Origin of the sequence: Chryseobacterium limigenitum (assembly GCF_900114875.1) — a bacterium.
In the GTDB taxonomy this organism is placed as follows: Bacteria; Bacteroidota; Bacteroidia; order Flavobacteriales; family Weeksellaceae; genus Chryseobacterium; species Chryseobacterium limigenitum.
Genome location: NZ_FPKW01000027.1, coordinates 1 through 24354, shown reverse-complemented (window position 1 = coordinate 24354; position 24354 = coordinate 1). Strand labels below are relative to the sequence as shown.

General features: G+C 35.0%; 14 protein-coding genes. 6 read left to right on the top strand and 8 right to left on the bottom strand.

Going from position 1 to position 24354, the window contains the following annotated elements:
* Positions 1-6 precede the first annotated feature (6 nt).
* The 5 genes from BT156_RS20040 to BT156_RS20020 all read right to left on the bottom strand — a co-directional run bounded on the left by BT156_RS20040 (position 7) and on the right by BT156_RS20020 (position 7331).
* Positions 7-738 (bottom strand): polysaccharide biosynthesis/export family protein, encoded by a 732-nt coding sequence (locus BT156_RS20040; protein WP_072412709.1) that lies wholly within the window; start codon positions 736-738, stop codon positions 7-9.
* 6 nt (positions 739-744) lie between these two features.
* Positions 745-1185: a response regulator gene (locus tag BT156_RS20035; RefSeq protein ID WP_072412708.1), complete on the bottom strand. Its 441-nt coding sequence runs from the start codon at positions 1183-1185 to the stop codon at positions 745-747.
* Between the two features lie 123 nt (positions 1186-1308).
* Positions 1309-4830, bottom strand: coding sequence for a PAS domain S-box protein (locus BT156_RS20030; RefSeq protein WP_072412707.1), 3522 nt, complete (start codon positions 4828-4830; stop codon positions 1309-1311).
* Between the two features lie 2 nt (positions 4831-4832).
* Entirely contained in the window at positions 4833-5975 is a 1143-nt protein-coding gene (locus tag BT156_RS20025) for an FIST signal transduction protein (protein ID WP_072412706.1), read from the bottom strand.
* Entirely contained in the window at positions 5976-7331 is a 1356-nt protein-coding gene (locus BT156_RS20020) for a sigma-54-dependent transcriptional regulator (protein WP_072412705.1), read from the bottom strand.
* 798 nt (positions 7332-8129) lie between these two features.
* Here BT156_RS20020 and BT156_RS20015 point away from each other — a divergent pair.
* Positions 8130-8996 (top strand): tail fiber domain-containing protein, encoded by an 867-nt coding sequence (locus BT156_RS20015; RefSeq protein WP_072412704.1) that lies wholly within the window; start codon positions 8130-8132, stop codon positions 8994-8996.
* Positions 8997-9018: 22 nt separating this feature from the next.
* On the opposite strand, the gene BT156_RS20010 is transcribed toward BT156_RS20015, so the two are convergent.
* A complete protein-coding gene (locus BT156_RS20010) occupies positions 9019-9990 on the bottom strand; it encodes a LacI family DNA-binding transcriptional regulator (protein ID WP_072412703.1) in 972 nt (323 codons plus the stop codon).
* Positions 9991-10233: 243 nt separating this feature from the next.
* Between BT156_RS20010 and BT156_RS20005 the strand changes: the two genes are divergently transcribed.
* The 4 genes from BT156_RS20005 to BT156_RS19990 all read left to right on the top strand — a co-directional run bounded on the left by BT156_RS20005 (position 10234) and on the right by BT156_RS19990 (position 15984).
* On the top strand, positions 10234-12651 hold the full coding sequence (locus BT156_RS20005; RefSeq protein ID WP_072412702.1) for a TonB-dependent receptor: 2418 nt from the start codon (positions 10234-10236) through the stop codon (positions 12649-12651).
* Positions 12652-12759: 108 nt separating this feature from the next.
* Positions 12760-13881, top strand: coding sequence for an amylo-alpha-1,6-glucosidase (locus BT156_RS20000; protein ID WP_072412701.1), 1122 nt, complete (start codon positions 12760-12762; stop codon positions 13879-13881).
* A gap of 57 nt (positions 13882-13938) precedes the next feature.
* The gene (locus BT156_RS19995; RefSeq protein WP_072412700.1) at positions 13939-14577 is read left to right on the top strand and encodes a uridine kinase family protein; all 639 of its coding nucleotides are present in this window, start codon (positions 13939-13941) and stop codon (positions 14575-14577) included.
* A gap of 3 nt (positions 14578-14580) precedes the next feature.
* Positions 14581-15984 (top strand): MFS transporter, encoded by a 1404-nt coding sequence (locus BT156_RS19990; protein ID WP_072412699.1) that lies wholly within the window; start codon positions 14581-14583, stop codon positions 15982-15984.
* 669 nt (positions 15985-16653) lie between these two features.
* Here the strand turns inward: BT156_RS19990 and BT156_RS22675 are convergent.
* On the bottom strand, positions 16654-16821 hold the full coding sequence (locus tag BT156_RS22675) for a bacteriocin-like protein (RefSeq protein ID WP_435522182.1): 168 nt from the start codon (positions 16819-16821) through the stop codon (positions 16654-16656).
* A 63-nt stretch (positions 16822-16884) separates the two neighbouring features.
* Positions 16885-22755 (bottom strand): T9SS type A sorting domain-containing protein, encoded by a 5871-nt coding sequence (locus BT156_RS19985; RefSeq protein ID WP_072412698.1) that lies wholly within the window; start codon positions 22753-22755, stop codon positions 16885-16887.
* A 241-nt stretch (positions 22756-22996) separates the two neighbouring features.
* Here BT156_RS19985 and BT156_RS19980 point away from each other — a divergent pair, with 241 nt between their 5' ends.
* Positions 22997-24322, top strand: a complete 1326-nt coding sequence (locus BT156_RS19980) for a hypothetical protein (RefSeq protein ID WP_072412697.1) — start codon at positions 22997-22999, stop codon at positions 24320-24322.
* Positions 24323-24354: the final 32 nt, after the last annotated feature.

Below are 24354 nucleotides of genomic sequence, written 5' to 3'. Positions count from 1 at the left end.
GTTTTTTTATAGAAGCCCAATGAGTATTGCTGCTGCGGATGTCACTGTTGTAAAGGGGATTATGGTAGAAACTCTTTTATCAAAATCCTTGCTCTTCTTAGAAGGTACAATAACATAGTCTCCCGGATGGAGCATAATATTCTGATTGGGAACATCTTTCATTTTGGTGAGGTCTATGTTGGTAACCCTTACGTTTTCTCCTTCCTGTCTTAAAATTTTCACTGATTTTAAGTTGGCGTACATTTCAAAACCTCCTGTTTTTGAGATAAGCTCAAGTAATGTATTCTGATCCTTATCGACCTGAATTACTGCCGGATTTCGTACTTCGCCCATCACGGCAATTTCTTTGTTAAGAACTTTCACATCAACAATCGGGTTCACAAGCCATTTTTTAAGCTTGGTTTTTATGTCTTCCTTCAGCTCGGGCAAAGATTTCCCAATCACAGAAGTTGTTCCTAATTTTGGAATTTCAATATTTCCGTTAATATCCACCAAAAGCCATTTTCCATAGACCTCGTTAGAGTTATAAATTCCATATACGGATCCCACACTCAGGTCATCCTGTCCCCAAACTGAAAGCGTTATTTTGTCATCTTTGCGGATTCTGTATTCGTAATTCGGGTCGAAACTGAAATCCTGCATACTTCGCGATGGCTGCTCTTCTTCCAGTACATTATATGTTTTACAGGAAAAAAGCAACAGCATGAAAATGGATGATATGATGAATTTTTTTGCCATAGTTTTTTAAAATAAAATTGAAAAGAATTTGCGGAAACCTTTTAATTTGTTTTGAGACATTTCTTCTTTTATTTTCAAGATCTTCTCTATCGTTTCTGTCATTTTTTCGCAGACATTCGCATCTTTTACCAGATAGTCAAATGCTCCGTATTTAAGCGCATTTACAGCAGTATCGATGTTTTCCTGTGCAGAGACCATGATCACATAAATGTTGGGGTCAAAACGTTTGATTTTCTTTAGAACCTCAAAGCCGTTCAGGTCTTCCATGTTGTGATCCAGAAAAATAACATCTGGTTTCTGATGAAGCTCATCCAGGCATTCTTCGCCACTGCTGAAGCAAATAATGTCTTCATAGTGATGATTTTTTAAATACTGTTCATATACACTTGCACAGAATCTGTCATCATCTACAATAAAGAACTTTAAATTTTGACTATTTGTTTCCATCTTTTTAATTTGAAAACAATAAGTCTATTATTGTGCCTGTATTTAATTATTTGAAAATCAAATATTTAAATATTTACTTTTTCCAAAATATGGAATTGAGTCTTGATTTTGGATGGTTTCTCTTTATTTAATCTCTTCCTTCAGCTGGATTATTACGGTAGTAAGCGTTTTTTTTATACTTTCAAATAGAGCATATAGTTCAGCAAGATTTGTGTGCTGTTCTTTTGCTGATACTTCCAGCTGTTTTACTTTTTCTTTAATGGAATATATACCTATGCCTTCTATACTGGGCTTGATCTTATGGATGAGCCTGGCTATTTCTGTCTGGTCTTTCTCTTCGAATGCTTTTTCTACCAAAGGAATTGTTTCCTGGGTCTGCGAAATGAATATCGAAAGCATTTTCTGAATAAAATCCTCATCTCCTCTGCTGAGGATCTGTATATTTTTAAGATCATAAAGTGTTTTGCTCATATTGGATATCGTTGTGTTGGTTCTTCTTTGAATTTTAGTGTATTTGTGAATAATATTGAGCAGGTTCTCTTCAATAAACGGTTTGGTAATATAGTCATCCATTCCTGCACTGATACAATTGTCTATCTCGGTTTTGAAAGCGTTTGCGGTAAGGGCGATAATGGGTGTTTCAATTCCAAGTTCTTCCCGCACTATTCTGGTGGCTTCTATACCATCCATCTCAGGCATCTGGATATCCATCAGGATAATATCAAACTGTTCTTTCCTTAAGAGATCTACTGCCATTCTGCCATTGTCCGCTTTGGTAACACTGCATTTGAAATGTTTCAGAGAATTTTCAGCAACCAGCTGATTCAGTTCATTATCTTCAACCAGCAAGACATGAACTCCCTGAATAGAAATTTTCTGTTTCTTTTGGGAAGATTTTGAAGGTGATTCTTCATTTCCTTTATCCACATTGAATGTGATGGTGATAGCAGTTCCTTTATTTTTCTCACTATTCACTTCTATCTTTCCTTTCATTAATGAGACCAGCTCTTTGGTAATGGTCATTCCAAGACCTGTACCGCCATATTTCCTGGAAATAGAGCTGTCTTCCTGATTGAATTTTTTAAAGATATTGTTTACATACTCTTCACTCATTCCGATTCCGGTATCAGTAATGCAGATAGAGACTGTCTGATAATGAGAAAAGTCTTTAAGAATAGTACAATCTACCTTTATTTCACCTTTATCTGTAAATTTTAATGAATTGCCGATAATATTATACAGAATCTGTTCTATCTTTAAGGAATCACCTTTTTGAGCAGGGGCAAGAGACTTTGAAAAAACAGCGTATAGCTGTAATTTTTTTTGTTTTGCTTTAGGCTGTAGAATGGTAATAACATTTTCGATACTTTCTTGTAATGAAAAGCTTTTGTTCTCCAGAGACATTTCACCGGATTCGATTTTGGAAATGTCAAGAATATTGTTTATAATCGATAACAAATGTTGCGAAGCATTATAGCTGTTTTCTACAAACTGTTTTTGGGTGGTATTAAGGCCTATTCTTTTCAACTCTCTTAGAAAACCTATAATAGCATTAAGAGGTGTTCTTATTTCATGGCTCATATTGGCAAGGAAAACTTCTTTGGCTTTGGATGCCTCCAATGCTTTTGCTTTTTCCTGTTTTAGTTCTTCTTCCAGTTTTTTTTGGTCTGTAACATCAAGATGGATTCCTATCGAACCAAGTTGATTACCGTTATCATCATAATTAGGCGCTCCGCTTATTGCCCACCATCTGATTTCTCCTCTCTTATTTTTTACAGGAAGCTGATATACACTTGAAACTCCTTTTTTTCTTAATAGGATCTGCTCTTTTACAAACTCAAGATTATTGTCTCCGTATACAAATAGCTGTGAAGGACTTTTGCCAATTAACTCATCCGGATCATAGCCGGATACATCACAAAAACTCTGATTGGCATAGCGGATTGTTTCGTTGTTGTCTACTTCCAGCAAGCCCAAATTCATATTGGCAATGATGTTCCGGTATTTTTCTTCCTGCCTTCTGAGTTGGTCTTCCCCTCTTTTTCTTTCAGAAATATCTTTGATGAAGTAGCAGTAATATTTGTTATTATCCTGTTCTACAGCAATAACGGATATTTCTACCGTAAGTTCTTCTCCGTTTTTTTTGATAATGCTTCGTTCAACTTGTTTATTCAGCATTGATGTGTAGAGCATTTTATCTGCTTTCGGAAAGATTTTTTCAATAATTTTTTCACCTTCTACTTCTTCTTTTGTCCAGCCGAAGGTAGAAGCTGCACTTTTATTCCAAAAAGTGATTTGGCCTTTGTGGTTGGTAATGATGATGGCGCTCATGGCAGAGTCCATGATCATCCTGTTGCGTTCTTCACTTTGTCTGAGCTGGTTTTGGATAACAACACGTTCCGTTATATCATTATATTTCCAGAGATGCCCTTTGTAATAGTCATTAATAAAAATAGGAATATAATCTCTTTCCAAAAACCTTCCATTCCGGGTTTCCAGGAGCTCATTGATCACGATTTTCTTTTCCTTAAGTATTTCATTAATTCTCTGAACAAAATGATCTTCATTAGTAAACAGGGCTTTAGATTCTTCTGCAGAATTTGTACAATCTATTCCGACCATATCATCGGCGGGAACAGGTATATTAAACATTTTGCAAAATAAATCATTGGTAAAGATTATTTGTCTCTTCTCATCTTCCATTAGGATTCCTGACTGGAGATTCGCCAACAATTTTTTCAGAATTTCCACCGTTCTGGAAAGGTCTTTTTCAAGAACAAGACGCTCCCTCACGTTTACAAGAACCTGCGTAAATATGGTGAGAAGATTTTTTTCGGTATCTGATACTTTATGATAATCCCTTACAAAATCAAAACCTATAAAGCCCAGACATTCATTTTGCAGCATAGCCGGTATTACAAGCAGACTTTTGATATCCTGTTCCTGCAAGAGTTGTTTGAGATTACTTTCCGGTAATCGCTGAACATCCGGATAATAAATACTTTCCCCTTTTTGGTTGGCTTCCACCCATTCGCTGATGATGCCAAGAGGTACGTTCTGAAGATTGTCTATTTGAGGACTGATCCCTTCATTGCAATACTCATACATGTTTGAACAGGTGCTGTTTGCAAAATCATAACTGAAAATATAGGCTCTGTCTGCTTTCACAAATTCAGACATTTCCTGAAGTGATTTCTGGACACTTTTTGGCACCTTTTCAAAAGGAATATTAATATACTCAGAAGAGATATCCATTAACAGATTCTGAAATTGGAGTTGCTGATTGAGCTGTTTCTCAAGAAAGATTCTTTTTTTCAGCTGTTCAGATACATAAAAGGACAGTTCAGTCAGATCCTCAGAATCCTGATGTTCAATCGTAGGATCAAGAATTTTGATGGATTCATACAGATTAGAGATCGATTTTTGTTTTAAAATGTTCTCGTTTTTAAGGCTGATGTAGATTTCCTGATACTCTTCCTCACTCTGTTTAAAAGCATGATCCATGAGTTCTTTATCTCTTTCAAAAGATTGATAAGACTGATTTACAGCATTGATGAAATTTTTGAACTGCGGATGAGACTTACAGTCTTCTGTAAGATATTTGTTGATTTGTCTTTTTAATAGGTTGTGAAATTCCGGCTCCATTTTTATTCAGTTTCGTTAACGGTGGTAATGGTAATAGTCTGGTTATGTAAGACACAATCATCAAAGGGCTTCAGCGGGGATATCTCACCATATGAATAGAAACCTGTAATGATGGTATCAGCTCCCAATACATCCCTCACCATTTCCACTTCTTCAGCAGTCCGGTCTCCTAAAACTAATTTTCTTCCTACACAGCTCACAATAATTCCCATTTTAGGTTTATTATGACTTATTTTAAGGCATTCACTGGCCGCATCATTGGCTGCATCAATCAATCTGTCCATATTAGCCTTCATAAATCTTACTTTACTTCCTTCGGGAAGATCACCTGCAAAGACCATCATATTATCTTTCTCATTAATAGAAAGGATGGTACGTACAACAGGGGAGGAGTCGTCATCAGATTTAAGGGAAAGAGGAAAAAGAAGCGCAGAACCGGGTAACTCTTCTGCGTACTTTCCGAGATATTTTTTATAAAGATCAAGGGCATTTTTATGATCGATTTCATATAGAATATTATGATGAGAACGGGTAACAGTTCTTTCAAGTCCGAAGCTTTCCCATCCGCCGTATGATGCATGAGATAATTCCAGTTTTTCTCCATAAAACCCAATTGCTACAATCTGATTAGATGAAGGGATCTGATTTAAACCAACTGCTGTTTTTTCAAATTTGTCCCCATCACCTGCCAATCCTCCTGAAATTAATACATGATCAGGACGTACGGCGTTCAGTCCCTGAACCAGCTGACTGCCGTTGACGCGACTGCCATCCGATAAAACAAATACCCATTTGAGGTTTTCTTTAGGAAGCTTTTCCATAAGGGTTTTCCCGGCTTCATAGCTGTTCGGAAAGTTTTCTATATTAATCTGTGAAGTTTTAATATGAGATGTTGAAAAACTGATAATGGTAACAGCTACAGTATCATCGTATACTTCATTACAGAAAATTTCTCCGGACGATGATGATAAGGCAATCTCTGCATGGGGAAACTTTTCTTTGAGCTGAAAATAAAAATCATTGTTTTCGATAAGGTGTCTGGCTCCGTATCCTATGACGAGCTGAGCTTTCTGATAGTCTAGATTTTCATCATTCCTTTCATGTCTGCATTCTCCGTTTATAAAAAGTAATTTGGCAACTTTCATCTAGTATTTTTTTATTTCAACATTGTTAATAAGATTATAAATGGTTGATTTGCCTATATCCAGAGCCTTTGATGTTTTAATCACATCATTATTGTTTTTTTTCAGGAAGTGGAGGATGATATCTGTAGTATATTGTTTTAATGTTTTTTGCCCGTCGAGAAAAGAGTCTGAATCTTTTTCAAGGGTATAAAAACTAATGTCTTCTGCCGTTATCTCAGGATTATCAGACATTACACAGGCCAGATCAATGATAGATTTCAATTCTCTCACATTTCCGGGGAAACTATAAGCGAGAAGTTTTTTTTTAGCATCAACAGATAATCCCAAAGGTTTTATTTTATTTTCCTTTGAAAATAGCTCTATGAAATGTCTGGCAAGAATTAAAGTATCCTGTTCTCTTTCCCTTAAGGGAGGGAGTTCAATAGGGAGGCCTATAATTCTGTAATACAGATCCTCCCGGAAAGTACCCTTTTTTACTTCCTGTGCGAGATTTTTATGGGTTGCTGTAATCACTCTTACATCCAGCTTTATTTTCTGGTTTCCACCTACTCTTGTAATTTCTCTTTCCTGTAGAGCGCGGAGGAGCTTACTTTGGATGTTGAGATCAAGCTCTGCGATCTCATCCAAAAAAATGGTTCCTCCATTAGCCTGCTCAAACTTTCCGGAAGCTCTTTCCGCAGCTCCTGTAAATGCCCCTTTTTCATGACCGAAAAATTCGCTTTCTACAAGTTCTTTAGGAATAGCAGCCATATTCACCGCTACAAAAGGCTTGTTCTTTCTGGGTGAATTATAATGAATGGCTTTCGCTACCACTTCTTTTCCTGTACCCGTTTCTCCGGTAATTGAAACATTGATACTGGATTTTAACGCTTTGTTTATTTTTGAGAATATACCCTTTATAGATTCGCTTTGTCCAATGATGGTGTTCTCAAAAGTGTATTTTTTTTCAAGTTCATCTTTCAGGTCTTCTACCTCCTGTTTCAGCGATATATTTTCTTTCAGCCTGATAATGGAACTCCACAGGAGTTCTTTTGTGTGCTCATTTTTTACGATATAATCTTTTGCTCCCTGTTTTAGAAAATTGATGGCCACTTCTATATTTTCCTGTCCGCTGATAATTATGATGGGAAGATCAGGATACAGATGTTTGATCTGCTTAAAAAGCTCATCACCTTGAATATCCGGAAGTCCAAAATCAATACAGATAATATCAGGGTTAAGAAAAAGTCCTGAGAGACAATTCTTTGCCGTGTTAAAAAGTTGGACTTCATAGTCAGGATTTAGCTGGAGATGGTATTTTAACATTTCTCCGAAAAAAGGGTCATCGTCAACTATGAAAATTTTGCAAGTCCCCATTGGTTTTAGTTTTTAATTTACTACTAAAATAACGATTTTAGTTAGATAATACGGAATAAATAATGATAACTAAATATAAGTGTAAAATTTTAGTGAAAACAATTTTAATGGTTGGTTATGGTATTGTATATTGTTTTATGTTGATGTATTACTGAAAAATGAATATCTATGATTGTTTTACAATTTCTGTAGAAGACCAAAATTGGAGTATCGGAATTTAGAGATACATACAGTATACTGACAATCTTTAAGAAAAGTTATCAATATACTGTATGTGGTTTTGAATATAACGATCAAGGCATTATGATTGTGGTCAGGATAAAATAAAATACCACAGTGCTTTTATGTCTAAATATGTAAAAGAAAGAAACCGCGAAAAAAAAGCTGAGTTTATACGCTAAACGTCTGTTATATCTAAACCATGATCTGATTATATATCTTTTCAGAGTTGATTAGAATTTTTGTGTTGAAAAAGTTTTATTTCATTCTTAATGCTATTGCTTAGAAAATTAGAAAAAAGTTAGACAAAAAAATCCCGTTTTTTTCACTTTATGAATGTTTAGTTGTTAAAGAATCTTATTTAGAACTATTTTATGTATTGATGTATGAAAATATTTATTTGAGAGATTAGTTGGGCTTCAAATATGACTAAAAAGATTAGTATATAGGTGAATGTTATGTAACGTTTTCATTAAATTAACAATATTTTAACGAAAATATTCTATATTTACATATTTTAATATGTAAAATGATTATAAATACACAAATCAAGTTTAATCTCAAAAAAAATCAAAAACAATGAAAAAAAAATTAATTATTTTATTTACAATTTTTTGTTTTGGTTCCGCTTTTACGCAAGTAGGTATTCATACCCAAAATCCGCAGGGTATCTTTCATATAGATGGAGCGAAAGACAATCCTGCCACTGGAGTTCCAAATGCAGCACAGCAATCAAATGACCTTATTATGCTAAATAACGGTTACGTTGGAATGGGGACTATTTTACCTAAACAACAGCTACATATTACTGAACTTAACACAGCAAGTGGGATAACAAATAGTTTTATTTCAGGAATAGCCATTACGGGTAATGCTGTAGCTGCTGGATTTTCCGGACCTGGTCTTTATCTTGAAAATGTTAATGCACCAATTGGAAGCAGAGTCTTAAAAATCAACTATACTCAAAACGCTACCGAACCATTCTTAAATTTTCAAACAGTATCTGATAATGCTGGTACATCTATTGCAAACATACTATCTCTTACACGTTCAGGAAGATTAGGAGTAGGAACAACATCTCCCACTGAAAAGCTTCATGTTATTGGGAATATTCTTGCTTCGGGTACAATAACACCTTCTGATATAAGAATTAAAAAAGATATTACAGATAATCCTTACGGTTTGAAAGAAGTTTTAAATCTTCGTACAATCAACTACAGATATAAAAATGAAGAATTAGGTAAGGATAGAAAAGTGGGATTTATTGCGCAGGAGATAAAAGTCACAATGCCTGAACTTGTAACTACAGCTAATGATGAAATAAAAACATTGGGTGTAAACTATGCAGAAATGACAGTAATCCTTACAAAAGCAATTCAAGAACAGCAAAAAGAGATTGAGCTTCTAAAAGAACAAATAAAAATTCTAGAAAAGAAAATCAAGTAAAAATTTCTTATTAGTATGCAAGCTAAATTTGGTGTATTGCAGTTTCAGTTTCATGAGTTCCCGATGCTTCTTTTTTTATCGAAGTCAGTAATTGTATCGCAGCAAAAGTTCCCATTTCATATCCATCATTTATTTGATATTCGTATGTTTCATCAAGATATTTTGGTAAAGTTCCTTCACTTATTGCAACCACTTTTCTGTTGGTATTGTTCAGGCTTCTTTTAATCAATGAGCTGTGTAAACCCATCAGTGTTTCATCACTCATGGCAAAAAAACCATCGATAGAATCATCATCCAATAGTAGGTCTAATTTTTCTTTTACCAGATTGGCAGATTTACAAAATATGATACTCAGATTGATTTCAGGGACTTGATTTATGCTACTTTTAAACGATATCAGCCTGCTTTGTGTAATTTCTAAATTTTCGTCACCAAATATGGCCAATATGTTTTTGCATCCCTGATCGATTAATTTTTCAGCACATAATTCGGCATTTTTAATATTATCAAAAATGACAGATTCAAAAATGTTTTGAGGAACGGTTTTGTCAAAAATGATGGTTGGGATCTCCATCTCCTTCAATTTTTTTAAATGGTCGCAATCTTTAGTTTCGTTGGTCAGGGAAATTAAAATACCATCTACTCTTGAATTAATACATGTTTCTATATGTTCCTTTTCAGTTTCAAAAGAATCATTCGATGATAATATGAAAAAATGGTAGCCTTCCTTGTTAAGTACTGACGAAATACCTTTGATAATCGATGGAATGAAGAACATTGTTATTTCAGGAACAATAAGACCAATAACTTTTGAGGATTTCTTCCTGAAATTAACAGCAAAATCATTCGGAACGTAATTAAAGGTTTCCGCGGCCTCTTTTACTTTCATTTTCACGGCACTGCTGATGTCGGGATGATCCTTTAGAGCTCTTGAAACTGTGGATGTACTGATTTGAAGCATTTCAGCAAGGTCTTTTAGGGTAGTTCTTCTCATTTGGAGTTGTCGCATCAATTATCTGGAGAAATTAAGGATATTTTTCGAATTTATTTTTGTTAATTTTTGTTAAATAAGCAAGGTTTAATTGTTAAATAAAAGTTAATTTTAATAAAAGTTATCAACCGCAAACGTTTGCGCAAACGTTTGATATTCTTGATCCGTTAACGATCCGTTAAAAGACCTTTTTTGATGTCTTAAAAAAAATACTTTTGAGACATAACAAAAAAACTCAAAAAAATTATGGAATCACAGGTAATAAAGAAATTACTGATTTTCGGGACGATGAATATGGCAGCATTCATGTTTTCTCAGTCTGTGGTAAACGACACGTTATCCCCAAGAAGTAAAACGATCGATGAGGTAGTCATCACAGGAAATTCGAATCCAAAAGCCTCCATTAAAACAAGTACATCAATTTCCACGTTAAAGTCAGCCGATATTATCAATTCAGCTCCAAGAACTACCGCTGAAATCTTTAGAACAATTCCGGGAATTCGTGCAGAATCTTCAGGAGGTGAGGGGAATTCAAATATTACCGTGAGAGGGGTTCCTGTTTCTGCGGGAGGTTCAAGATATTTATTGATTCAGGAAGACGGTCTTCCGGTAATGCAGTTTGGAGATATAGCTTTTGGAACTCAGGATCAGTTTACAAGATTTGATTCTTTCGTGTCTCGTGTTGAAGCATTGAGAGGGGGATCCGCATCAGTTTTTGCTTCAAACTCACCGGCAGGTATTATTAATTTTATTACAAAAACAGGTGAAAAAGAAGGAGGAAGCATCACCCAGCAGATAGGCTTGAATTATAAAAATTTCAGGACAGATATCGACTATGGAACACCGCTTGGCAAAGATTTTTATATCGGTGTGGGCGGATTCTACAGAGGTGGGGATGGCCCGAGAAAAACAGGATATACTTCTAATAACGGAGGACAGTTCCGTTTATCTTTATTAAAGAAATTTGAAAAAGGAAATATTAGAATATATGGTAAATATTTGGACGATCGTACAGTAGCTTATATGCCGATGCCTATCGCTGTTTCAGGATCAGATTCAAATCCGGATTACAGCTCTTTAAATAATTATGATATTTTAACTGGTGCTTTGCAGTCTTCCAATTTTAAAAATGATGTTACACTTGGTGCAAACGGACAAATATTAAAAAGTGATATCCGTGACGGAATGCATTCAGTATCTAAAACCGTTGGAGCTGAATTTAATTATGACTTCGGTTCCGGCTGGAAACTGGATGCAAAGGCAAAATATGCTGCAAATGACGGTCAGTTTTTAGCTCCTTTTCCTGCTTCCGTCGGGAGCAAGGCTGAAATTTTAGAATCTGTTGCGGGATATGGCAGTGCAGTATATGCAGGAACAAATACCGCAGTTGATGGCAATGCAAAATATATGAAAACCGTTTTGTTCAACACCAAAATGAATAATCTTAATAATTTCTTCAGTGATATCAATATCAGCAAAAAATGGAGTAAGGTGAAAATGAATGCAGGTGTGTACAACAGTTCTCAAAACATCAACATTTCATGGAACTGGAATACTTACCTGATGGAAGTTTCTGATAACAACGCCAGATTGGTTGATATTGTAAGTAATACAGGAACTAAAATTACAGACAACGGACTTCTTAACTACGGTGTTCCGGCTTTTGGGGGAGTCAACAGAAATTATGATACCAAATACTCAGTCATTGCTCCACATGCTCAAGTGGAAATAAATCCGATTGAAAAATTAACGTTGGATTTTGGTGCCAGATATGATTTCGGAAATGTTTCGGGAAGTTTTTCAGGAACACAAAATACCACAAGGGCAATCGACATTAATCAGAATGGAACTTTGGAAACCCCGGAACTGGCAGTTGAAGTCGTGAACGGAACGGTTCCTGTAGATTATCAATACGGTATTTTCGGTTATTCTTTTGGAGCCAACTATGCTTTAAATTCACATAATGCAGTTTTTGCAAGAGTAAGTCAGGGCGGAAGTGCCTCCGCTGACCGAATTCTTTTTGCAGGCTACAATTATACTAATAATGATGATCCAGCTTTGGATGCGGTGAAAGTCAATAAATTGAATCAGATTGAAGTAGGGTATAAATTAAGAGGTTCAAACTATTTTCTGAATACAACTTTGTTTCAGGCTAAAACGATCGAAGCGAATTACGAAGCAACTACACAGCTTAGAACAGAAAATAGATATGAGTCTTTTGGAGTCGAGTTCGACGGATTCTATAAGATTAATAAAAGTTTTGACATCAAAGCCGGATTGACTTATACCCACGCCGAAATTAAAAACGCAATTGATCAGACCATTATTGGTAATATGCCGAGAAGAACTCCGAAACTGATGTATTCTTTTAATCCGAATGTGAATATTGAAAAATTAAGCTTTGGTTTCTTCGCAGTCGGATCTACAAAAGCATTTACTCAGGATAGTAACAAACTGATAATGCCTGGATATATCATTGTAAATCCTTATGTTTCTTACAAATTACTAAAAAACCTTACACTTAATGTAAATGCCAATAATGTCTTTAATGCTTTGGCAATCACAGAAGCAGAAGAAGGAACTTTGCAGGGAACAAACGGAATCATCAGAGCAAGAACACTTACCGGAAGAACTTTTGGAGCAAGTGTAAAGTTTGATTTTTAATGATGAATCATTATAATTTAATGATTACTGATTTAAACTAAAATAATTTTATACGGAAACTAACGGCATCATTTGCTGTTAGTTTCTTTAACGATATTCAATACTGATATGTTTACAGAAAAAGCCTTAAAAGTTATAGAAAATGCAATTTCAGATCAGGGGATTCTTGCATCTTCTGAAAAGAAAGACAATTATGCGAGAGTCTGGTCAAGAGATTCTATGATGACAGGAATTACCGGCATTTTGATCAAAAACCCAATGATTGTCGATGGTTTGGAAAAATCAATAAAAACCCTTGCAGATCATCAGGCGGAGAACGGACAGATTCCTTCCAATGTTTATGGAGATAAAGCAAGTTATGGGACGCTTGTCGGGAGAACAGATGCAACCATCTGGTGGATTATTGGAGCTTGCGAATATATTACATATTCTAAAGATGAGGTATTGAAAGAAACTTTAAAGGATAAAATATACCAAGCATTCTCATGTCTGAAAACATGGGAATTTAATCAGCGAGGCCTTCTGTACAGTCCGTTAGGCGGAAATTGGGCAGACGAATATGTCACGTCTGGATACGTTTTGTATGATAATATTCTTAGGTATTGGGCTCTTAAAAATGCAGCGGAATTATATGCAGATGAAAAACTAAAATCTCTTGCTGAATCAACAAAAAAACTGATCGAAAATAATTTCAGAAAGAATATTTCTGATGAAAGCAAATATCATCCGAATGCCTATCAGAAAGCTGAAGAAAAACCTTACTTATGGGCATCCCTAAATGCCAACGGCTATGATGAACGGTTTGATCTTGCGGGTAATGCTTTAGCGGTCTTTCTGGGATTTGATATAGATATGGATGGTTTTACTGAGTTTTTAGAACAATTGAGTGAAGAGTTTAGGCATTGGATGCTTCCTGTTTTTTATCCGATTATATTTCCAAAGGATGCTGATTGGAATTTATTGGAAAATAACTACAGCTATGACTTCAAAAATCACCCGTATCAATTTCATAACGGAGGTTCGTGGTCTATTTATCTCGGTTGGCTTTGCCTGGGATTGAAAAAAAGAGGGTATGATGAAATTTCCGAGAAAATTGTCAATCAGTATGAAAAACTTCTTACGGAGAAAGGTTCAAGTTTCAGAGAATATTATTCTACGGATCAGTTGATTCCTTCAGGAACAGATCAATTATGCTTTTCAGCGTCAGGATATCTTTTGATGAAGATATAATGATGAAAATTGATTAATTGTAAACAAAAACTATTTATTTTTAAAACAGATTAAGAGATGATTGGAGATGTAATTAATTTGGAGGAGAAGCATTTGACTACCGCTGAAAATATATACAGAATTATAAAGCAAAATGAAAATCACACTGAAAAATGGGCAGTTGGAATATGCGGAGAAAGTGGTAGTGGAAAATCGGTTACCGCATTTGCTTTGAAAAAGGTTTTGGAAGAAAATAGGATAAAAAGTTTAGTCATCCAGATGGATGATTACTTTAAGCTTCCTCCGAAAACTAATCATGAGAACCGTCAGGAAAGTTTTGATAATGTCGGAATACATGAGGTTCAGTTGGAGTTGATTGAAAAAAATATAAAAGATTTTAAAAAAGGGAGCTCTTCTATCGAAAAACCTTTGGTGCATTATCAGAACAACTCTGTTTCTCAGGAAATTGTGGATATTGCAGACGTTCAGGTTCTAATTATTGAAGGAACTTATATATTGAGCATTGAGGACTTTGATTTCAGTATTTTCATCGATCGCAATTATAAGGATACTCATGAAAATCGAATGAAAAGAAACCGTGATGAGCAGAGTGATTTTGTTGAGAAGGTTCTGGATATTGAGCATCAAATCATTCGTCAATTCAAACATAAGGCAGATATCGTGCTTGGAAAAAATTACCAAATTGTAAAGCCATAAATCATGAATAAGAAAATAATTCCTAAGCTCAGTTTTTGGCAGATCTGGAATATGAATGTCGGTTTTTTCGGGATTCAGTACAGTTTTGGGCTTCAGCAGACCGCTGTAAATCCTTTGTATTCCTTTTTGGGTGCTCATGCGGATCAGCTACCTATCCTCAATTTGGCGGGTCCTGTTACAGGATTGCTGATTCAGCCACTCATCGGTGCAATCAGTGATAAGACCTGGAGCGTGAAATGGGGAAGGCGGAAACCTTTCTTTCTGCTTGGTGCTGTATTCTGCAGTCTGGCATTGTTTATTTTTCCATTCAGTTCTTCAATATGGATGGCAGTAGGATTATTATGGATTTTGGATGCCGCAAACAATACAGCAATGGAGCCTTACAGAGCTTTTATCGGAGATAAACTTCCGGAAGAACAGCAGACCTATGGTTTTCAGATGCAAAGTTTGTTTGTTGGGGGCGGAATTACTTTGGCTAATCTATCTCTGTTTGTTTTTCAGAAATATTTTGGAGGAAGTTCAGAATCAGGAGGTATCCCTGCATGGGTTTATTATTCGTTTTTCTTAGGATCTTTCTGTTCTATTTCATCAGTGGTCTGGTCGGTGTACAAAACTCCAGAAATTCCTCCGACCGATGAAGAACTGATTAAGCTAAAAGCAGATAAAGAAAATGATACCGTTTTTACTCCATTTGTTGATATTTTTACTGCTATTATAAAAATGCCTAAAATACTTTGGCAGTTGGCACTGGTATATTTGTTTCAGTGGTATGCGCTTTTCTGTTACTGGCAGTTTGCAACGCCGATGATTAAACAGACTCTGTATCATGTTTCTGAGAATGATGAGCAAAAGGCAAATAGTTTCATTGAACTTTCAAAAAATGGGCTTTCGGTATCACAGAATGATATGTCTTGGGCTAAAAACATTCTTCATTTGGTAGAAACGGCTGTAGGTCAGACAGGACTGATGAATGGTTTTTATAATTTTATCACCATGATTTCAGCGCTGCTACTCATCCCTTTTGCACTAAAATATTCATCCAAAAATGTGTATGTTTTTTGTCTTTTTGCTACGGGGATAGCTTTGCTGATTTTACCCTTCATCCATAATGAATATTTAATATTATTACCGATGGTTCTTTTTGGAATTGGCTGGGCTGCAATGATGGGATTGCCTTATTCAATGGTTTCTCCTTCAATTCCTGCAGAAAAAAGAGGTGTATACATGGGGGTTATCAATATGATGATTGTTATCCCGATGTTAATACAGACTGTTTCATTTGGTTTTATCTACAAGAATTTTCTAAGTAGTAATCCTTCAAACGCAATTATGCTGGCTGGAGTTTTATTTCTATTGGCCTCACTTTCAGTAACTTTAATTAAGGTGAAGAAAATTAATTTGCATTAGTTTACTATACATTAATTTAAATAATTTTGTAAAAAACTAAAAAGTATCCCCTGCAATACAATACAGCTAAATTAAAGTGTGAGTAAAAAAGAGTTGAAACTGCCGTTAATAAAAGGTTTATAGCTTTAAATGAGCTCGAAAATAGAAATTTCCAAACTGTAGCCTTTCTTCATACATTTGTATTGATCGGGAATCTACTGCCCGAAATGTGATGTATGATTATTATTCTAGTGATGGGTATTGCTTTGAATCTTAGTGTATTAACCCTGGAATAAATGTTTTATATACTTTACTATTTAGCTACATTTAATTAATTTCAAATAGATTTAAAAAAGTGTATTTAAAAAAGACGGATACAAAAAGAAAGAGAGAGATTTGTAATTGTTTGTTTTTAAGTAATTTACAAAATTCTCTTTTAAGGTTTAGTGGCTAAGATGAGCATATCTTCAAACACTTTTGTGGATGACTTGGTTCGTTTGAGCCAGATTAAAGGAGAATCACAGAGCTCTTTTTCATCCTTAAATTTCTAATAATTTGTTAATTGATAAAAATATTATAAAATTTATATTATCCGGTTTTTAGGAAAGATTATATATTCATTAATTTTCTCTAAAATAAAAAAAATAAGCCTCATGTAACATGAGACTTAATTTTTTTGTGTTTTTTAAATTAGATAGGCTTATAACACGCATTACCTAATGGAATACATACTCCATTACATCTGTATTGTGTATGGGGGTTGCAAGGGCAATCTGCCGGCGGAATGTTTGCACAATTGTAGATTCCTCCATTGATTGATTTTAATTCACTTCGAGAAATTTTCTTGAAATTTTTCATTTTGATAAAATTTTTAAATTAATATTTATATAAAAAGGCTAAGGTTTACATTTTCGTGAGACATTATTTCTTAATAATTTTTACCATTGCTTCAGAATCATTAATCCTTATAAGATATGCTCCTGAAATCAGGGAAGAAACGTCGGTCTGCTTATTTTCAAACTTTCCGGTTTTTACTAGTTGTCCGGACATATTATAAATTTGATAATAGTAGTCTTTAGTGTCTTTTGCGTTAATGTATAATACCGTGCTTACAGGATTTGGATATACCACAAGTTTATCAGAGTTTACTTTTTGCTCAATTTCTTTTTTAGCAAAAGTATTGACCGCTTGTTTTCCTGTATTTGGCATCACAGGTATTGCATTTGGATCGTATCTTCCGATTTCTTTACCTGTTGTGGCATCGTACTGGATTTTTGCGCAGCGGCATGACATTCCTAATTGTATGTCATAATATTGTCCTGTCTGCATCTTCTGAAGACGTGTTGAAAATGCGTTGGCAATACCTGCTTCTGATGAAGCTGCCCAAACACCCATTTCGTTTACACTTGTGGAAACTCCATTCAGATTACGGATACCGGAAATAGGGTAATTTCCAATTTTGTAATTAATGGTTGCATCATTAAAAATCCATCCTGCCCATTTGTTATCCGATGTTTTTATTAATTTTCCATTATAAACATTTGATGCTGCATTTGCTATCGTCGGGTTGCTTCCATTGGTGTCCCAAATCTGTAAAACTCCTTTTTTGGAAGGATTTAAAGGATCCGCAATATCGCCAAGATACCAAGGTGAGGTTCCTTTTTGCAAAGAGCTGATATTGAAAGAAAAATCAGGGATTCTCCATCCATCCGGACAAGGATCAAAAGGCGATTTTTCTGTAGCATGCCCCCATCTGTCGTTAGCAGCTCCTTTATCATTAGTAAGCCAGTCTGTAGCTGCAGCAGAATCATTATACATAAATGTTAAAGGATTAGCTGCTGAATATCCTAATATTTTCTGAGTTTTAATATAACGTTTGTCTGATGCTCCGATTCCCGTTAACGAAGAATACTGAGAATATTTGCTTATAAAACTACTTAGGAATTGACTTGAATTAATCGTATTACCTCCTTTATAAATCATATCCTGATCCAAAAATGTAGGTAAAGGATCTTTTCTTCCCCATTGGTAATGTAATCCGATAGATTTTCTATAAATAATATCATCTACATTGTCTGTCACCGTTGGAAAAGCAACCAAAGCTCCTAAGTTCCTGTCCATAAAAATGGTTTTTAATTGAGGTGCAATTAAATTATATGGAGGGTTAATAACCTGGCCTGCAGAACTTGGCGCCGGTGTTTCAGTGGTATATACCGGTAATTCTGAAGGATCGGTTTCAGGAGCCCAAATATGCCAGCTCCATATAACAGGATCAGAAGATGTACCTGTTTCACCAACATGCATAGCAACAACTGCATTACCGTATTCACCTGGTTTTCTGTTAATAGTCAATAAGCTATTTTCAATGGTAGAACCTGAAGATAAATTAAGACTTTCTATTAAGAGAGGATTGGTTGTCCAGTAAACTTCTAATGAAGGTGTTCCCGCAGGAAAAGCATTAGTTGCAGAAGTATATAACTGATGCATTGCATATGCCTTTCTTGAATTAAATGTTTTAGAGTTTTCAGCTGTTTTTATAATATAACTGTTGGCTTCTTTAGTCCATGCCTTAACTGTTTCAACAGGATATTGTACAGAAGTTGCTGCAATAAAATCTGTTTTAAAAGCATTAAAATCTACAGCAGTAAATGTACTATTGTAATATGGATCTCTCATACATCTTACCGTACCTGCTCCTTTAGTTGGAGCTGTCTGATTAACACTGATTTTATAAGCTGCATTTTCAGGTGTGGTATGATAATCTGATACCAAACCAAAACCTCGAACTCCATTCCATGGAGAATAAGTAGAAGTAGGTGCACCACCGGTAGAAAGCCAATTGATATAGTTTACCATTGGTGTACTGTGGTAGTAATCACTTAATTCATTAGGGCCAACAAATACAAATGCGCCTGTTATTGGGAATAGTCCCATATTTCTGTCTGTACTTCCACCTGAAGTGGTAGTTTGATTTCTAAAATCAAAACCAATTTGAGGATATACTTTAACCTTTTCTAAAAATGTAGTTGGGGTATTCAAATAAAATTGAGCTTTTGCAGCATCTGTGTCATCATTTACTCCACTATTTGATCTTCCAAAAGGATTAAGATTGTTATTAACAGTAGCTCCTCCTAAATGAGACGGGATTCTCCATCCGCAAGGACAAGGGTCAAACGGAGATTTTAATTCATATGAATATCCGTCAACACTATACGTGGTAGTACTTGATGTTGCATTTGAAAAGAAGCCGCTTCTATTATCTGCCCATAAATCCCAAGATACTCTTGTCGCTTCATTGGATCCTAGAGATTTATATTCCTGATCAGAGAACCAGGTTTCGTTCAATCTACTGATATAGGTAATAAGCTGTGCAGGATTCTGAGTGGCATATTTTAAATTTTTTGCCACCTCTGAGTGATTCGTAGAATTATTATTAGGCCTAACAATCCATCCGTATGGTGAAGCATTTTGCTGAAAGTTGGTAGCAATAAGTCTACCCACTTCTCCGTATACTTCATAAGCTGTTCCGTCTTTATAAGTAAGAGGAGGTATAGGATCTTTTCTTCCCCACTGATACATAAGACCTGAAGATTTGTTCCAGTCATTTCCTAAAAACTCGGCATTGGTTGCCCCTAAGTTTCTATCCATCCATTTCCAGTCTGAAGCCGGGATGGGTTCAGTTCCTCCCGCGATATTTTTTCTGGTTTCTGATCCGCTAGATCGATAGGTGCTTCCGTTTATCGTAGGATTGTCTGTTTTCCAAATATGCCAACTCCAGTAAATAGGGTCTGTGTTATTACCATTTGCACCTGCGTGAAGTGCAATTAATGCATTTCCTTTCCCTTTAGACTTATCTATTAATACTTTAATTTTAGAAGCGTCACCCGTTCCTTCCATTTCCAGCTTATAATCACCTGCTGATTTTACTAAGCCTGAAACATCTTCCCAATATACATATGCAGATAATACTGCCGTACTTGGGATTGCATTATTGAAAGAAATTGTTGGATCCATATTATCTTTCCACATTTCAAAAGCTTTCTTTACAGGTATTTTTATACCGTCTGCTTCAGCTCCTGAGTCATCTTTTCCTGTAAAAATATAGCTGTTTGGTGCATACGCCCATATAGGCTGGTCAGATGCCAAAATCTTTACTTTTACCGTTTCTGTAGCGGTACAACCACTTTGTACACAAGTGAATTTTATAGTATAATCACCAGGAAGAGCAGTTGCTTTTGTTCTTATGATACGGGTATATCCTACAAGTTCTGATATAGTACCAAAATAGAAATTGGCATCACTCGAAATATTTGTAGTAGTACCCGATGAATTAGTAACAGTACCTGAAAAAGTTGCAGTAGTGGGCATATTAAACCTTGCTATTTCATTAATAGCTCCCGTTCTTACTGTTGCATTCAGACCTCCGGCAATTAAACTCATATTTTGAGTTACTGTAATAGTATGATTAAAACTAATACAAGGATTATTGAATGTATTATTTGAAGGTGTAAAAGTATAGATAGTAGTAATTTTATTATCAATAGAAGCAGGATACCAGGTTCCTGTCATAGATTGGGTTACTCCATTTACTGTTACAGATACGGTATTTGGTAAGATGGTTGTAGAAGTTCCGTTGATAGTTGGAATTGAACCATAACAAATAGTAGTTGGCAACTGGCTAAAAGTGGCTTTATACGTTGAATATATACTAATATCTTTTGTAATTGTACCACATGTAGCTGAAGTAAACTTGACAGTCGCAGTAACTTTAGCTGTAGGATTAGTCGTTGCTGCCACAGTTAAAAGACCTGTATTAGAAATACTGATTCCTGCTGTTGTAGGCGAAGTCGTTACAGACCATGTACCGGTAGCTGTACTGCTAAGAGAAAGCTGTAATGTGCTTGCTGTATTTGCGGTTTTACAAATAGTACTGCTCGGCGAACTTATTGAAAGAGTAGAATTTATAGTAACCGTTTTTGGTAATGATGTACATTCATTTACCATATCTTTTACTAAAACAATATAATCTCCACCCAATAGACCTGTTTTTGAATTTGATGTTTGGTAGGTTTGTCCGTTATCAAAACTATACTCTGTCGTAGCTGTTACAGGTGTAGCTGTTATAACAATACTTCCCGTAGTTGTACAGGTAGCCTGGGTCACCTGAGATGTGAAAGTAGGTAATACAGGAGTATTTAATGTTACATTTGGAGAGGCAGTTGCCGTACAACCTCCCGATGTGGTCACCGAAACAGAGTATGTTCCTGGCTGTAGACCCGTAAATGTATAACTGCTGTCTGTACCACTTGCAGAATAGGTATAATCTGAACTAGCTGCTTTTAATGACCATCCTGTAATTGGCAAGCTATTTACGGTTATACTTCCTCCGTTAGAACATATTGGTTGAACAACAGTACCTATTGACAAAGTAGGATTCGCAGCCGGTGCAATAGTTACGCTGTCTGAATTTAAAGAAACGCAGCCTGTTGCTAAATCCGTAACCGCAAAGGTATAAGTTCCCGGTGATAAATTGGAAATATTTTGCGTAGTTCCTGTTTGATTCGTCAAAATTACAGTCCCGTTTTTACTAATATCATATGGTGAATTTGCGGGCAGATCACTTAATACAACAGAACCTGATGAAGCAGAACAGCCGGACTGACTTAAAGAAACGATAGGTGCAGAAGGTGCAGCAGAGCTCTGTATGAAATTGTTTATTTTTAATGAAGAAAGCATATAATCCCCAAAATCCGAGGTAAGTTCAGCATAATGGGCTCCTGCATTGGTAAATGAGACAGAAGGATTGTTCTGATTGGATGTCAATACATTTGCTCCGTTATCAAATTTCCAGTTATTACTTATAGCTCCTGTGGGGCTTGGGTTAGTGGTCAGTTGCACACTGTTTCCGTTACAGATTGTTTGAGCAGAAGCCGAAAAATCAAGTATAGGAGAAACTGTGACAGCTTTTCCGAATGAAATATTGGCATTTACATCTGTTGCCTGTCTTTGTGCTGTACTATTGGTGTATACTTTTACTCGTATAAAATATTTACCGGGAGACAAAGCATAATTAACAACCTCAGGACTTCTGGAATTCAGCCAGCCTTTGGCGCCATCACTCATCCAAGTTGTGGCGGTAATTTGGATTTCGGTAAGAGTACCGTCGGCATTCACTTTTTCCAGATACGTCCAGTTTCTTACGAATGATAGCGAGCGAAGATTAAGAACCGCATCCGCAACATTCTCCGGAATCGTAAATTGCTTACTGTCATATAAATGATATCCATTATCTGCATTATTACCTGTTATCCAGCTTGTAACACCGGCGATTCCTCCTGTAGAAGCAGAGGACCATCCTGCTGCAGTTGCAGTATATCTTGCTAGAGGAGTGGTAATTGTGCCGTTAGGATGGGTATATGTCCAGTCCGGATCAGCAACACCATCGGCAATTATTGTTCCGTCATCATATTTACCGGATGATAAATCAATAATGTTTCCTGCAGAAATTTTTATCGTTCTTGTAGACACGGAATTTCCTGACGCATTGCTGACGGTAAGTTTTGCTGTATATATTCCCGCTGCCAAATAGGAAACAGAGGGATTGGGGTCAGTAGATGTAGAAGGACTACCTCCCGTAAACTCCCATAAAACAGAATTTGGGCTTCCACTACTTGTATTTGAAAAATTAACAGTATTTGTTCCTACAACTGTTGCAGTGAATTTTGATAATGGACTTTGTGCATGGATATGCATGATCAACAATAATCCAAAAAAAAGAATAATTTTTTTCATAGATGTTTTTTTAGTTAAAAATACAAACCTATCTAAATACTATGCTGTTCAAAAGAACATAGTAATCAGATTTATAAATTTGAAAATATTGTTTAATTTTAATGTCTATAAACTATTGATAATCTAGTTGTTGGCGTATTGTGTTATTTTGTGCTATTTTCTAATTTTACAATATAATTTTTCGTTATTATTTGTTTTATGCGAATAATTTAAATTAAATTTGAAATATTTTAAAACACAAATGATTCCAGTAAAAAAGATATTTTATATACTTTTCTTTATATCTATAAGGGTTTTTTCCCAAAATTCATTTAATGAAAAAACATCATTAGAAATTGATAGTCTTATTAAAAAAGACCAGTGGGAATTGGTGCATTTTAAATTAAATAATGAAAATTTAAAATTTAAAAGATTATCAAAATACAAATTGCAGTATCATTTGTTGATTAAGTTGGATTCTGCTTCTGTCTTATATAAAAAAGGGAAATATTTGGAGGCCAAAAAAGCAGTTTTAGCCTCATTAAAACAATTAGAAAATAATAAAAGTAGGCTTACAATATCGCATTACGAAGGGCTAAAGCATATTGGGATAACAAGATTATTTTATATTGAAAAAAGACTTGGAAATATCCTGCAGGGTCTTAAATATTTAAATTCTTTTTCAAAAGGGATGAGTCCGGTGTATAAGAAAAAGCAAATAATTTTTTTAGCTGTTGCCTATTCCGAATTAGGAAATTATACAAAAAGTATTGAACTTTTGAATGTACATTTAAAGGATATCAGATTTGATGCAAAAAACTCTCTTTACAGCAGTTTTCTTAAAAATGGAGAAATAGCTGCAGCCTACAATACGAAAGGAGATACATTTGTTAAATGGTATAAAGATGTTGGTGATCGTAAACTTTTAGATTCTGCTCAATATAGTTATGAAAATGCTTATGAAATAATGAAAAGTCTTTCAAATTTTTCTTTGTACTCCAAAGCTTTATTAATAAGCAGGCAAGCTAATCTCAAATTACTGAAAAAACAATATGCGGCTTCATTGTTACTTTATAACAAATGCGAAAAAGATTCTGTAATAATGAATAAAAGCTTATCCAGAGAGATAATTTGGCTTGGAAAAGCAGAAATATATACCTTTATTAAAAAACCGGACTCAGCTTTTTATTATATCAATAAGCTGTATAACGAGAAATCTTCTTCAAAATGTACTTATGAAAACAAGCTAAAAATATATCATTTGCTAAGTATCAATTATGAGAATATAAAAGATGATAAAAACGCATACAAATTTGCTAAATTAAGTCTTGTCGAAATAGAGAAAAAAAATATTCAGAATACTTCCGGTACTAGCTTTTTAGGGAAATATGAACAGCAAGAAATTAAATCTATTTCTGAGGAAACGATAAAAGATAATAAGAAATATACCTTTTTATTAATAATCTGTACAATACTAATGGCTGTTGTTATTATTTTTTATATCAAATATCGTTACAACAAGAAGATGAACTTGCAACTATTTTTGAGACAAAATTTATATACTCTTTATGCTACATTTTTAGATTGATTAGACATTAAATTTTGATACTCTTTTATGGT